We start from the raw sequence: 14,047 nt of genomic DNA, 5'->3' as shown, positions 1-14,047 counted from the left end.
AGGACGATGACAGCCCTTCACCAACCTACTCAGCTATTATCTAAACAACACACTTTGTTGTTTGGCCTGCTGTGGCTAATTTTTTTAGCTCCATTTTTCTTTCTCACTTATGGACAGGTCAATAACTACACAGCGACCTTACCCCATGTACCTTCCTTTGTGTATTCATGGGAAAAGCACATCCCGTTTGTTCCTTGGACTATTATTCCCTATTGGAGCATTGACCTATTCTACGGATTATCCTTATTTATCTGTACAACACGGCGTGAACAAACAATTCATGGTCTACGATTAATTACCGCTTCCATTTCTGCCTGCGTTGGCTTTCTTTTATTTCCACTTAAATTTAGCTTTCCTCGCCCAACTACGGATGGCGCTTTTGGCTGGATGTTTGACAGCTTAGAACTTTTTGACCTGCCATTTAACCAAGCCCCCTCATTACATATCATTTTGCTTTGGCTCCTATGGCTACGCTTTCGAGCTCATACACCAACACGGTGGCGTTGGCTGCTCCACAGTTGGTCAGTTTTGATCTTAATTTCTGTCCTCACGACTTGGCAGCACCATTTTATTGATGTTATTGCTGGTTTCTCTGTTGGTTTGCTTGTCAGTTATTTGCTGCCTATCAATACACGCTGGCAATGGCATTACACAGGGTCCCCTCGCAGTTTTAAAATGAGCAAAAATTATGGCATTGGCTCAGTCGTTTGCTTTGCTCTCGCTTTTTTGATTCAAGGTGCTGCTTGGATATTGCTGTGGCCTGCTGTTGCTTTATTGTTTATTACTCTCGGTTACTTAGGCGCTGGTGCCAGCATCTTTCAAAAAACACCCGATGGCAAGATTTCCCCGTCCGCCGCTATCTTATTATTACCTTATCGCCTAATTGCTTGGGGAACCTATCATTACTTTGCTAAACATTGCAGGCAACCTAGCATTGTGAATCAACATATCGTTTTGGGAGGCCGCCCGCTTTACCCTTTGCAAACTGCAGCTGTTTTAGACATGACTTGCGAATGGCCTCGCAATTCTTTTAGCAAAGGGCTGAAGTATTGTAGCCAGCCACAAATAGATTTGTTACCACTGAGCGCAGAGGATATCGAGCAATCAGTCCATACGATGGATAGTTTAGCCCAGCACGGTGCTGTCTATATTCATTGCAAACTGGGTTATTCACGCAGTGCCACCGTTGCTGTTGCATGGCTAGTTCACCATGGTGATGCTCAAACGATAGATAAAGCAGTCGAAATGGTTGAACTTGCTAGGCCACAAGTTATTTTAAACCCAGCAACTAAAGAACAATTAAATAATTGGTTTACGCACTATTATTTAAATAGGAAACATAAATGAACCAGCTTACAGATAAAAACTGCGGAGAAGTCATTCAGATACTGACGCGAAGTTGGCTCTATTTGGCTATAGGTTCTGTATTAGGTTTAATTTGCCAGCTTAATCTTTTTTTAGTTATAAATAACGGAAAGTACTATTTATTTGTTGGCATTATTTTATTTATTATTAGTCATTACTATATTTATCGTTTGTGGCTTGATAATCATTTTTTTAAGATGATTTATCAACAAGGAACAACTGAGCCCTTTGATTATGCACTCAGTTTCTTTATGCATAAAAAGCCAACTAACCGAACGATGGAACAGCGTTGGCAAGGCACAAAGAACTTATTTAAACATGCTGTCTTATCTGTTGTTATCCTTTGGCTATGGCTATTAGTTACGGTAATAACATTATAATGAGTTAGGTTAATTTTTATTTATTTGTTATGAAAAATTTCTGCTTATTATTTTAAATTCAAGTAAAAACACCATTAGCTTTATTTACCTGGTAAATTAGGTGGTTTTTACTTTTGTTACTGAAAACGTTATGATAATTACTGTTTCATTGATGCATAACAGATTTTTTGAGCTTAGCTAAGCGTATCCTTACAGGTACATTTTCGTTTATTTTTCACCCTGTTATTTGGTAGGGTATAATGAGTACAAAAAATATTAATAGGCTGCGCCCTTTTAGCGCACTAATAGATTCGTGTTGGAAAGAAAAATACACTGCTGCACGTTTTGTGAAGGACTTAATTGCAGGTATTACCGTTGGGATTATTGCTATACCATTAGCCATGGCCTTAGCGATCGCCAGTGGCGTTCCCCCCCAATATGGCCTTTATACCGCAGCAATTGCGGGAATAATTATTGCCATTACGGGAGGGTCTCGTTATAGCGTTTCGGGGCCTACAGCAGCATTCGTCGTCATCTTATATCCCGTATCACAACAGTTTGGTCTTAGTGGCCTATTAGTTGCCACACTTATGTCAGGTGTCATTTTACTGGCGATGGGTTTTGCCCGCTTTGGTAAGTTTATTGAATATATCCCAGTATCAGTAACTTTGGGCTTTACTTCAGGTATTGCCATCACCATTGCCACCATGCAAATCAAAGATTTTTTTGGCTTACAGATGGAACATGTTCCTGAGAACTATGTTGATAAATTGATTGCCATCGGCAATACATTCCCCACGTTTCAATTCAGTGACACACTAATTGGTTTATCCACACTGCTTGTCTTAATTTTTTGGCCTAAGTTAAAGCTAAAATTCCCTGGGCACTTACCTGCTCTCGTCGTGGGCACATTGGTCATGTGGGTACTTTCATTATTTGGGCAAGAAGTGGCAACCATCGGCTCTGAATTTAGTTATTTTCTACCTGATGGAACTGAAGGGAGTGGTATTCCGCCTATTCTGCCTCAGTTTATTTTACCTTGGGAACTTCCTGGTAGTGCGCCAATTAGTTGGGCAATGATCACCGCACTTATGCCTGCAGCATTTTCGATGGCGGTTCTTGGTGCGATTGAATCACTGCTTTGTGCTGTTGTGCTTGATAACATGACGGGTAAAAAACACCATTCCAATAGTGAACTGATTGGCCAGGGAGTCGGTAATATTGCGGCACCCTTTTTTGGTGGGATCACGGCGACAGCTGCGATTGCCCGTTCTGCTGCAAACGTCCGCGCGGGAGCTACATCACCGATTTCTGCGGTGATTCATTCAATCTTAGTATTACTCACCTTACTGGTGTTAGCACCGATGCTTTCTTATTTACCACTCGCTGCGATGTCCGCATTACTGTTAATTGTGGCATGGAATATGAGTGCAGCAGGTAAAGTGGTGTATTTAATTAAACGCGCCCCTAAAGATGACATCATTGTGCTTGTTCTATGTATGTCTTTAACCGTTTTATTCGATATGGTCATTGCCATTACGGTGGGGATCGTATTGGCATCTCTGTTATTTATGCGCCGTATCGCTAATATGACTCGCTCAACACAACTTGCTGAAACGGATGAAGAAAATAGCCGATTAGTCGTGCGTATTAATGGCCCACTATTTTTCGCCGCCGCAGAACGTATTTTCGATGAGTTGCGCGTAAAAAGTGCAGGGTATGAAACTATCATCATGCAATGGGATGCGGTACCCGTCTTGGATGCAGGAGGATTAGAAGCCTTTGAAAAATTCATTGATGCCGTGCGTAAAGACACCCATGTGATGGTTTGTGATATTCCATTCCAACCGCTAAAAACCTTGGCTCGCGCTAAAGTTACGCCAATTGCTGGGGTATTAAGCTTCCATAATTCCATGGATAACGCATTAGAAGCGGTTAAATCCATTGAACAAGCTAAGCAATTAAACACTCCCACTAATACTGAAGCAGTATAATTGTACTGTTCAACCCGCCACCACACAGCAATGTGGTGGCGGGTGACCTATTATTGTTTATTGTTCACCTAAGCAAAACATTTCATTGCCTGCTTTTCTGCCTTTTTCACAGGCCAAACCTCTTAATTTCTTTGCTTTTTGTTGATCAAGGGTCACGGTTCCTGTGTTATCTTCTGCAAATCGAAAGGCAGCCATCCACTCTGCATAACCTGCATATGTCATCGCATCGGCTTTATCAAACCATTCCTGTGATTTTTGCTCGTCCATCGGTACACCTTTCCCATCTAAATAAATGATCCCTAACATCAATGGGGCGCTAAAATAATCTGGATTATTAAGCTCCACCACCTCTTCCAACAATTGAATTGATTGTGGGTAATCCGTACTTCCTGCTATCGGATTAATTAATGATTCTGCTAAGCTAATCTTTCCTCGTACACTGCCTTGTTCAACAGCTTTTGTTGCAAATTGCCTTGCAGCGACAAATTCTTGCGTAAAATAACTATCGCTTAGCAAGCTAATATCCGCTAACAAGGTATATCCTTCTGGATTACCATTTTTTGCCGCCGCATTCGCCCACAAACGTGCACTATTTAAATTTTGTATTACGCCCAAACCTGAGTAATACATTTGTGCTAACTGATATTGCGCTGAGGCATCATTATTAACAGCTTTTTGTTTCACTTCAGAAAAAAGAAGTTTATCTTCAGCGGTCAATTCTGGCTGTGCAACAATTTGAAAAGGAAGAATAAATAAGGAAAGAGTAATAATTGTTTTTTTGAGGATTAGTTTCATAGATGCTCTCAATTAAGCGGCTACAGTGCGGAACCTTGCCCGCCTTTTCGTAAAAAGTATTGATATAAGTTATTCATGCCAATCCAGTGGTTTTCACACCACTGTGGCGCGAGTAAAGTGGGTTTTCTTGCACTGGCACTAATGCGGTGGTAAACAATGTCTTTCGGTGTGTGACGTACTATTTCGCCAGCTATAGCGGTATATTCATCTAAAGATAATGTGGGTAAACGCCCTGCTCGCCAACTTTTGGCCATCACACTACCTTCAACAATATGCAAAGGATGTAGCTTGATACCATCAGTACCACATTCAAGTACCTTTTCTAAGGTTTGCATATTCATCAGGGCATCCTCACCAGGTAAGCCACAGATTAAATGGGTACACACCTTTAAACCGACTTGCCGCGCTTTTTGTGTTGTCTGCTGATAAGCGTCAAATCCATGTCCACGGTTAATCCGATGCAATGTTTTGTCATGAGCGCTTTGTAGCCCAAGCTCTAACCAAATCTCATAACCTTGCTGTTTGTATTCACTAAGCAACGATAAAACAGACTCGGGCACACAGTCAGGACGCGTCCCCACACACAAGCCAATAATATCGGCTTGTTGTAATGCTTCTTCATACAATTGTTTAAGTAAATTTACTTCTGCATAGGTACTGGTATAGGCTTGAAAATAAGCAAGATAGCGTTTAGCGCGGGAAATTCGAGTGACTTGATCAGATATTTGTTCACTAATGGATTGACTAGATTGGCTCTCATCGGAAAAAGAAGCCACATTACAGAAGGTACAGCCCCCTCGCCCAAGGGTACCGTCACGATTTGGGCAACTAAAACCCCCGTGTAATGTAATTTTATAAATTTTTTCACCGTATCGGCGCTGGAGATCAGCGCCGAACATGGAAACAACTTCAGTGAGTTGCATTTACACCAAACTTAACGGCTAGTGTCTAACTCAGGGAACCCTTTCACCACATCATCAATAGCTTTCATTTGCTTGAGGAATGGTTCCAGTTTATCTAAAGGTAGTGCTGATGGGCCATCACAACGTGCGTTATCTGGGTCTGGATGCGCTTCAAGGAATAACCCCGCGATACCCACAGCCATACCTGCTCTCGCCAATTCAGCAACTTGAGCGCGGCGACCACCTGATGCAGCACCGAATGGGTCACGGCATTGCAGTGCGTGGGTCACGTCAAAAATCACAGGACAGCCTTTAGATGACTGAACCATTACATTAAACCCAAGCATATCAACAACTAAATTGTCATAACCAAAGTTTGCACCGCGGTCACACAGAATAATTTTGTCATTACCACCTTCGATAAACTTCTCAACAATATTCCCCATTTGGCCTGGGCTGATGAACTGTGGCTTTTTGATATTAATGACAGCGTCTGTTTTTGCCATCGCAGCAACTAAATCTGTTTGGCGAGCTAAAAATGCAGGTAATTGAATGACATCAACCACTTCAGCAACGGGTGCCGCTTGTGCTGGTTCATGGACATCCGTAATAATTTTTACGCCAAAAGTTTGTTTAAGTTCTTGGAAGATTTTCATCCCTTCTTCAAGACCAGGGCCACGGTAAGAGTGGATTGATGAGCGGTTTGCTTTATCAAATGATGCTTTAAAAACATAAGGAATGCCCAATTTTTGCGTCACAGAGACATAGTGCTCACACACTTTCATTGCCATATCACGAGATTCAAGAACGTTCATTCCACCAAACAGCACAAACGGCAAGTTGTTCGCGACATTGATATCACCAATATTGACTACTTTCTGTTGCATACTCTTACCTTAAATATAATTATATCTTAAATGATTGTTTTTCATAAACTGTATAGAGATATCTTCAATGTAACGCATGAAAAACGAAACCGTAAAAATGTATTTTTCTATTCTAAGCCGTGCATACCAAGTTAGTATATTGCTATATTTGAGATAATAAACTTAAACATTGCAAATAATGAAACATCAAGCAAAAAATAACCATAAACTGTCATGTGTTCTTGCCATGAGATTATTTCAAGTTACTATGACAGCGGTAAACAGATAAAGTAAACCCTTTGTTTAACGCTGTATTTTGGAGAAAAAACCGTCATTTTTGATTGTTTTAATTACTAGAAAAATTACTTATCACTTCATACGTTAATGAATTATCAGAGCTATTTATAATTTTTAACTTAACATTTTTATAAGAAATAATATTGTTTTCTTTAAGGTTATATTGAATATTGTTACCAAATCCTTGATTCTCTATGTTAGAGCCTATTTTTCTATAACTAATATCTACAATTTGATCATTTATCCCATTAAAAATTAAAGCCTGCTCAAATGAATTACCATCGGAATTATTCAACTTAAGATATTCAATCTTAGCCTTATCGCTACAAACAGCAATATTGACATCTGTTACGATACAAATCTCATTAGGGCCAGCTCCTTTTTTTATTAAAATTGAACTCCATGGTTGGCCAAGCTCCTCAACAACTACAGAACCAGAATCAATAGTTTGAGTTGGCATATAAAAATCGCCTTTATCACTTGAACCAACTTTTTTGAATACACCAGGAATAACTTTATAAGCTAGATCTATTTGTATTGGGTTTAGTACCTTAATCGCACTCAGTTCACTTATGTCACCTTCCCTTACTAAAGTTTGACCTACAGTCGCACGATTAACACTCCCTAATTTCGGCTCGCTTATTTTATAAGAGTCTGGAGTGTAATTATATTCGGTCACGGCACACCCAGATAAAGCAAAAATACAACCAACTGAAACTAATAAATTTTTCATTTTGATAAAACTCTCATCACAAACATAAATGGACATCAAAGATTACATTTACATACAACTTCTAGCAAGTAACTATCTGCGTCCCTGTTAGATGATAACCATTAAACCATTCATAGCGGCCTATAACCGTGACTTTGCTTCCTTTCTGGTAGGTCATAAGCTCCTGTGCGTTAATATCGAACGCCACTATCTTTAATGGATTCGGGCTATGCTTGTCACTCTCTGCCTGAATGATCATCGTAGCCATAACTTTATCTGTAGCTGTTTTAACTCTCTCAGGGGCTTTTATTACCGTTCACTTAATTCCTGCACAATGCAGGCTTGATAAATACTTGATAACGTTTAAATCTGTCACAAAACCAGATTAACGCTCATTGGTCATCTTTTCAGTGACCAATGGCAATCGGTAGCAACACATTGTTTTTATTGCAAGGGGTCACTATAACCACCTAAAACCTTAGCGTTATCGGCTTAATCCTCCACCTAACATCCCCGTTAAAACTTGCCGTAGTCTTACCGTAGTTCGTTGTTGCCGCTACCTGTCTTTACCTCATTAGCGATAGGTAATATCAATTTTTAAATTTTGCGGTAACGTTTAATTTGGTTCGCTCACTAATAAGGGTAGCACAGTGTAAGCAGTTGATTTCATAGGTAACGCATATTTTCGTCACGGTAGCCTATTGATATTTATTCAGAGTAATTATTTGCACTGTGGGATTAATCACCATTGGTAACCATTCCTGAGTGGTTACTTTTATCTCATGGCCATGATTAGAACATTGCCAGCCAGTGACGAGCCTCTGATTTCAGAGCCTCTTAATGCTACAATAACTCATGCTAATATCCCACCGTATACCTATAATTAGTCTGCTGTCATTTCCGTGGTTAATTTGGTGCTATCAGAGGGCATAGATAACGGACGCATTATCACTGAACGGATTAACAAGGCTGGTTATCAAACTAAAGGCGGTAAAGCGTGGGATAAAGATATTTATTCAGCGTGGAAGCGTCATAAGGATATTATAGAGAAGCTCATGTAATTATAACGCATGTAAGGGGCGGTTTTAGCTAACTAACTAACTCGCCCGTCTAGTAATAAAGGATTAGGAGAAACTATATGAACTCTATTTAATAAAGGCAGCTTGAAGATGACCAGTCTTTTATTATTCCTTTTTTATCGGTAATGAAATTATCTACACATAAACGAGGGTTATTAAGGTACGGGTCATTAGAACTGTTTTGGGTTTTCTTAAAGGTATATTGAGAGCCCCCATCCTGTCTCTTATGAACCCCAAAAGGACTGCCCCTTTGCATTATTAGGTCATCTATAGATTTACCAACCCAACTTTGGCGGCGATTTTTGAATTCAATTTCCTCTTTTTCTCTTTCTAACTGTGCTTTTGATTTCATTGTGGTGTTATTATTCCCATTGTTTTTGTGCTTTGCACCAGGGACTCCCGTCAATGCATAAGTTATATCTGATATGGTATCTCTATGTTTCTGAGTACAACCACTTAATAAGATCAGTGAAACCAAAATAATACTTAAATTAAATTTTTTATTCATCGAAGATAGCTCAAAATTTATAATTTATAATAATTTCATATAGATATGAAATTTAAGTGTATCTTATACTAACTATAGTAATTATTAGACATATGAGAATCGTCCGATATTGAAGTAAAAACAACCTAATACCTCAATATTACACCAATCAAAACGATACGAAAGATCTTGTCCACTTACCTTAAAATGAAATAGCGATAATTAAGTTCAATCTGTAGTTTTCTGTAGTAGCAAACTGCGAACAATCTTAACAATTGATAACAGGCAATTATTGAACAAAGCCAGACAAAAAGCGGCTTTAGCGCTACATCCCCACTTCATAGTCAACTACGAAACTCGCTCTTTTGTTCGCAATTTTCAAACTGCGAATTCGCAATTCTGTGCGCTGTTTAAACGTGGTTTTTCGGGGTGATATTCGCAATCATTTTAGCTCTGAATATCGTCTATTTATCCGCTTATTTTATAATCTTTTTTTAGGTATAAGCTCAGGTACAAGCAAAACATGACGTAAAGTGATTACTTATGACTTGCTGTGAACTTGTACAATATTGTTTATAAAAGAATTATCTTTTTTCTTGCACGGTTATGAATGACTCTGAAACGCAATTAGCTCTTCTCACCTTTATGATTAAGACAGGCTGTCTGTCATTACGTTAATTAATGTAATACGATTGGATGGTTATCCAATGAATAAATTTGAATTTTGATCATTTCAGATACTGGGTCTTCTGGGCAGTGCTCAATAAAATAGTTGAGGTCACTTAATGCCACATGATTACAATCTAAATGCGCCAGTATCAGCCCACGGTCACGGATTTCATAGGGATCTTCAGGGTCTAGCGTAAGCAACGTTTCGCAAACTTTTAACGCTAGCTCCATTTTTTTCTCTTCCATTAGAGCGGCTTTTAACGTATCAAAGATTTTACGAATAACGATGCTATTTTCCGCAACATCAAGTTGGTCTTGGAAAAATTCAGAGAATGGGTCGACTGTTCCTTTTAGCCACATATTCAGCGTATGAAATGACAATGACTCACCATTAGCTGGGTTAATAAACCATGGTTCACCATCACGTTTTTCAGTAATAATTAATAGCTGAGTAGGGAAAATGGCAGGCCGAATATCAATATCTAGGTGCTGAGCGATATACAATAAAATGGCGCCGAGAGTGACAGGTGTACCTTGTTTGGAAATTAAGACTTTATCAAGCCAAAGCATGTCTGATAATGCATAGATACCCTGTGCAGGGCCGAATGACCATTGTTGATAAAACAATGAAATCAATTGCGCTACTTTAGTTTCATTATCCGCATGTAAATCAATGGCCGATTTTGCAGATACAACAAGGCTATCTAATTGAGCTTGGACTTTCATCAGCGGAAAATCATGACGGATACATTGAGAAACGGTCATAATCCCTTCGCTTAAGGGGAGCTGATTAAATTCAATATTCGCTATGGTCTTCATTACATTCCTACTACTGTGCCCACTTAACCATTCCATTGACCGAGTGAAATTCTTTCTTGCCCACCGTAATCGAGACACGTCTCAATTTGGGTGTACCCATGTATTGCAAATAAATCACGCACAGCCGAACCTTGTGTCCAGCCATGCTCGAGAAGTAACCAACCTTGATGTTTAAGGTAGTTTTTAGATTTATCAATAATATGTGCTAAATCAGCCAATCCTTCATTTTTTGCAATTAATGCCGTTGCTGGTTCAAATCGCACATCACCTTCACTGAGATGCTTATCATTTTCGTCAATATAAGGTGGGTTACTCATAATCATATCAAATTGTTGAAATGATAAGGAAGCAAACCAATCACTTTGCATAAATTGGACGTTAGCAATATTCAAACGTTGTTGATTTCGTTGAGCTAATAATACGGCTTCTGAATTAAAGTCAATGCCAATAACTTGGCTACTTGGCAGCTCAGAGGCTAGCGCTAATGCAATTGCCCCTGTTCCTGTGCCTAAATCCAATAAATGACAAGGTTGATTTGTTAGACGTTTTAAGGCTTGTTCAACCAAACATTCGGTGTCTGGTCTTGGAATTAATGTGGCAGGTGAAACATAAAGTGGTAGCGACCAAAACTCGCGCTCGCCAATAATATAGGCTATTGGTTCACCTTTTTCACGGCGCTGCAATAGCTGCTCAGCCTGTTGCTGTTCCAATGCGGTCAGCGGTGTTTCACTAAAAGCAAAAAGGTAGGTACGGCTGCGCCCCGTCACATGTTCAAGCAGAATTTCAGCATCCCGCTTTGCGCTATCGCTTGCAGACAGTCGGCTGACTGCCTGCTTTAGCCATTCGCTATACTGCATTATTCCTGCTCGGATAGTGCAGAAAGTTGGTCTGCTTGGTATTCGTTGATGATAGGTTGTATTAAGGCATCTAATTTCCCTTCCATCACTTCATCCAAACGGTATAACGTCAAGTTAATGCGGTGATCCGTAACACGCCCTTGCGGGAAGTTATAGGTACGGATACGATCTGAACGATCCCCCGAGCCTAGCAAGTTACGGCGCTCAGAGGCTTCCGCTGCGTGACGTTTATCCATTTCGGCTTGGCGAATACGCGCACCTAACACTGACATCGCTTTCGCTTTGTTTTTATGTTGTGAACGTTCGTCTTGGCACTCCACCACAATCCCTGTTGGAAGGTGAGTAATACGAATTGCCGAGTCGGTGGTATTAACGTGCTGCCCACCCGCTCCTGATGAACGGAAAGTATCAATACGTAAATCCGCAGGGCTGATGTCAGGTAACTCCGCTTCAGGCAATTCAGGTAAAATGGCAATAGTACACGCAGATGTGTGAATACGCCCTTGTGATTCGGTTTCAGGGACGCGCTGAACACGGTGCCCGCCAGATTCAAATTTTAAACGTCCGTATACACTATCGCCCGAAATTTTAGCGATAACTTCTTTATAGCCGCCATGTTCACCATCACTGGTGCTCATTAATTCAACGCGCCAGCGGTTATTTTCTGCATACCGACTGTACATGCGGAATAAATCGCCAGCAAAAATCGCGGCTTCATCGCCACCTGCACCCGCACGGATTTCCACGAAACAGTTATATTCGTCATCAGGATCTTTTGGAAGTAACAACAATTGCAGTTGTTGTTCGAGCTCTTCATTGCGCGTTTTTGCTTCTTTTAGCTCTTCTTGAGCCATTTCTTTCATTTCAGGATCGTCTAACAGCATTTGCGCGGTTTCAATATCGTCCTGTACTGTGCGCCATGCGTTAAAGCATTTTGCCACATCAGATAATTGAGCATATTCTTTTGATAAAGCACGAAAACGGTCTTGATCGGCAATCACACCTGCATCTGCAAGGTGCGCTTCGATTTCTTCGTAGCGTTCTTGTAATGCTTCTAGTTTTGCGACAATAGAAGGCTTCATTCGTTATATAAGACCTATGATTAAAAAGTGGTTATTGATGGTCCAGCCCTAAGCTGTCCCTAAGTAGATTTAGACGCTCAACATCACCATTTCCCGCTGCTTGTTGCAGCGATTTGGTCGGAGCGTGAATAAGGCGGTTGGTAAGTTGTTGCGATAACTGCATAATCACTTGCTCAGGGTCAGCGCCTTGTCGAACAGCCGCTAAAGCTTTTTCGGCCATATTCGCCCGAATTGCTTCAGCTTGCTCTCGGTAATCGCGAATTGTAGACACTGCGGCTTGTGAACGCAACCAATCCATAAAATGGCTGCTTTCTTGTTCAACAATAAACTCCGCTTCGACCGCTGCTGCTTTACGCTGCGCTAAATTTTGCGCAATAATGGACTCAAGGTCATCAACGGTATACAAATACACGTCACGAAGTTTTTCAACATCTTGTTCAATATCCCGAGGGACGGCAATATCGATTAACAACATTGGCTTACTGCGGCGAACTTTCATTGCCCGCTCTACCATACCTTTACCAATGATAGGCAGCGGGCTCGCTGTCGAACTAATCACTATATCAGCTTCAGCTAAACGGTTATCAATATCCGCTAATGAAATCACTTGTGCATTAACTTCATTAGCTAACAACTCTGCACGTTCACGGGTTCGGTTGGCTATCATCATTTTTTGCACGCCGTGCTCACGCAAATGGCGAGCGACTAACTCAATAGTTTCCCCTGCACCAACTAACAAAATATTCAAATGTTTGAGTGACTCAAAGATTTGACGCGCCAATGTACACGCAGCAAAAGCAACAGAAACTGCATTAGCGCCAATATCCGTTTCTGTCCGCACGCGTTTTGCGACAGAGAACGATTTTTGGAATAGGCGCTCTAATTCACGGGATAACGAATGGCTATCTTGTGAAAGTGCAAACGCCTTTTTCACCTGTCCGAGAATTTGCGGTTCGCCTAAAACCAAAGAATCGAGGCCACTTGCGACTCTCATTAAGTGGCTCACTGCCTGGGAGTCTTGGTGCCAATACAGGCTAGGTTGTAAATCTTTGGCAGTAATTTCGTGAAAATCACACAACCACTTAATAAGCTGTTCTTGCGCTTTGTCTTGTGACTCAAGGCTCAAATACAGCTCAGTTCTATTACACGTAGACAGCACAACGCCGCCATTCACTTGAGGTTGTTTAAGAAGATCCTCAAGTGCATGGTCGATTTTTTCAGGACCAAATGTCACCCGCTCACGCAGGGCTACTGGTGCTGTTTTATGATTGATGCCTAAGGCTAATAAGGTCATTGCGCTTTACGACTTGCTCACATTGCTAATTATTCTTTCAGTAACGCTATACTCATTAATGAATAGTGCATTACTGCTATTTATATTTGCCTATTGTAGATGATCCTCGCGACGCTTTCTATGCCTCACAAGGTTCTATCATTCAGAAAGATGACCCATCCCAAAAAATAAATGAAAAAAATAGTTTTAACGATTATTTTTCCTGATGAAAGCAATCACTAACCTCTCTGATTTTTATTGTTAGCAAATTATTAATCACAATGCTAACGACTACAATAACATGCATAAAGAATGCAATTATTTCGCACAGAAAGCAAATGGCTATCCCCAATCACTTTAATCAACTTTAGGCCAACTTTAGGCAAATAACCCTATTCTGATTGATCCAATCACCAGATTAGCGCACAATTTTGCTCATCAATACGTTATCTTATTTACAACCTAGCGCAATTCGCTCTAATTCATGATGT

The 14,047-nt window shown here is 40.4% G+C and carries 13 protein-coding genes and 1 pseudogene; 4 read left to right on the top strand and 10 right to left on the bottom strand.

Translation table 11 applies throughout. The annotated features are described in order from the left end of the window. Positions 1-6: 6 nt before the first annotated feature. From M1F05_RS09025 to dauA, 3 genes are all read left to right on the top strand, one after another. Positions 7-1,347, top strand: coding sequence for a phosphatase PAP2/dual specificity phosphatase family protein (locus M1F05_RS09025; protein ID WP_206084137.1), 1,341 nt, complete (start codon positions 7-9; stop codon positions 1,345-1,347). Continuing rightward, the gene (locus tag M1F05_RS09020) at positions 1,344-1,745 is read left to right on the top strand and encodes a hypothetical protein (protein WP_206084136.1); all 402 of its coding nucleotides are present in this window, start codon (positions 1,344-1,346) and stop codon (positions 1,743-1,745) included. The genes M1F05_RS09025 and M1F05_RS09020 overlap by 4 nt, the downstream gene beginning before the upstream one ends. Positions 1,746-1,984: 239 nt before the next feature. Next, positions 1,985-3,718, top strand: a complete 1,734-nt coding sequence (gene dauA, locus M1F05_RS09015; protein ID WP_206084135.1) for a C4-dicarboxylic acid transporter DauA — start codon at positions 1,985-1,987, stop codon at positions 3,716-3,718. Positions 3,719-3,775: 57 nt separating this feature from the next. Here dauA and M1F05_RS09010 read toward each other — a convergent pair whose 3' ends face one another. The 5 genes from M1F05_RS09010 to M1F05_RS08990 form a co-directional block, all read right to left on the bottom strand. After that, positions 3,776-4,513 carry a tetratricopeptide repeat protein gene (locus tag M1F05_RS09010; RefSeq protein ID WP_206084134.1) on the bottom strand — a complete coding sequence of 246 codons (738 nt, stop codon included), beginning with the start codon at positions 4,511-4,513 and terminating at the stop codon, positions 3,776-3,778. A 20-nt stretch (positions 4,514-4,533) separates the two neighbouring features. Then, positions 4,534-5,436: a TIGR01212 family radical SAM protein gene (locus M1F05_RS09005; protein WP_206084133.1), complete on the bottom strand. Its 903-nt coding sequence runs from the start codon at positions 5,434-5,436 to the stop codon at positions 4,534-4,536. An 11-nt stretch (positions 5,437-5,447) separates the two neighbouring features. Next, positions 5,448-6,302 (bottom strand): 3-deoxy-8-phosphooctulonate synthase, encoded by an 855-nt coding sequence (gene kdsA / locus M1F05_RS09000; RefSeq protein ID WP_206084132.1) that lies wholly within the window; start codon positions 6,300-6,302, stop codon positions 5,448-5,450. Positions 6,303-6,627: 325 nt separating this feature from the next. Next, positions 6,628-7,311 (bottom strand): hypothetical protein, encoded by a 684-nt coding sequence (locus M1F05_RS08995; protein WP_206084131.1) that lies wholly within the window; start codon positions 7,309-7,311, stop codon positions 6,628-6,630. 61 nt (positions 7,312-7,372) lie between these two features. After that, complete coding sequence (locus M1F05_RS08990; protein WP_241016836.1) at positions 7,373-7,558, bottom strand: hypothetical protein; 186 nt, start codon at positions 7,556-7,558, stop codon at positions 7,373-7,375. A 589-nt stretch (positions 7,559-8,147) separates the two neighbouring features. Here M1F05_RS08990 and M1F05_RS08985 point away from each other — a divergent pair. Further along, a pseudogene (locus tag M1F05_RS08985) lies at positions 8,148-8,351 on the top strand (hypothetical protein); the annotation flags it as partial. A gap of 88 nt (positions 8,352-8,439) precedes the next feature. On the opposite strand, the gene M1F05_RS08980 reads toward M1F05_RS08985, so the two are convergent. The 5 genes from M1F05_RS08980 to hemA form a co-directional block, all read right to left on the bottom strand. Beyond that, a complete protein-coding gene (locus M1F05_RS08980; protein WP_206084130.1) occupies positions 8,440-8,877 on the bottom strand; it encodes a hypothetical protein in 438 nt (145 codons plus the stop codon). Between the two features lie 657 nt (positions 8,878-9,534). Then, a complete protein-coding gene (gene sirB1 / locus M1F05_RS08975) occupies positions 9,535-10,344 on the bottom strand; it encodes an invasion regulator SirB1 (RefSeq protein ID WP_206084129.1) in 810 nt (269 codons plus the stop codon). 23 nt (positions 10,345-10,367) lie between these two features. Next, positions 10,368-11,201, bottom strand: coding sequence for a peptide chain release factor N(5)-glutamine methyltransferase (gene prmC / locus M1F05_RS08970; protein ID WP_206084128.1), 834 nt, complete (start codon positions 11,199-11,201; stop codon positions 10,368-10,370). Beyond that, complete coding sequence (gene prfA, locus M1F05_RS08965) at positions 11,201-12,283, bottom strand: peptide chain release factor 1 (protein ID WP_206084127.1); 1,083 nt, start codon at positions 12,281-12,283, stop codon at positions 11,201-11,203. Before prfA ends, prmC begins: the two co-directional genes overlap by 1 nt. 31 nt (positions 12,284-12,314) lie before the next feature. Next, a complete protein-coding gene (hemA, locus tag M1F05_RS08960; RefSeq protein ID WP_206084126.1) occupies positions 12,315-13,577 on the bottom strand; it encodes a glutamyl-tRNA reductase in 1,263 nt (420 codons plus the stop codon). Positions 13,578-14,047 lie beyond the last annotated feature (470 nt).

The organism is Providencia sp. PROV252 (assembly GCF_033676005.1).
In the GTDB taxonomy this organism is placed as follows: domain Bacteria; phylum Pseudomonadota; class Gammaproteobacteria; order Enterobacterales; family Enterobacteriaceae; genus Providencia; species Providencia vermicola.
This window is presented reverse-complemented; position numbering and strand designations above follow the sequence as displayed.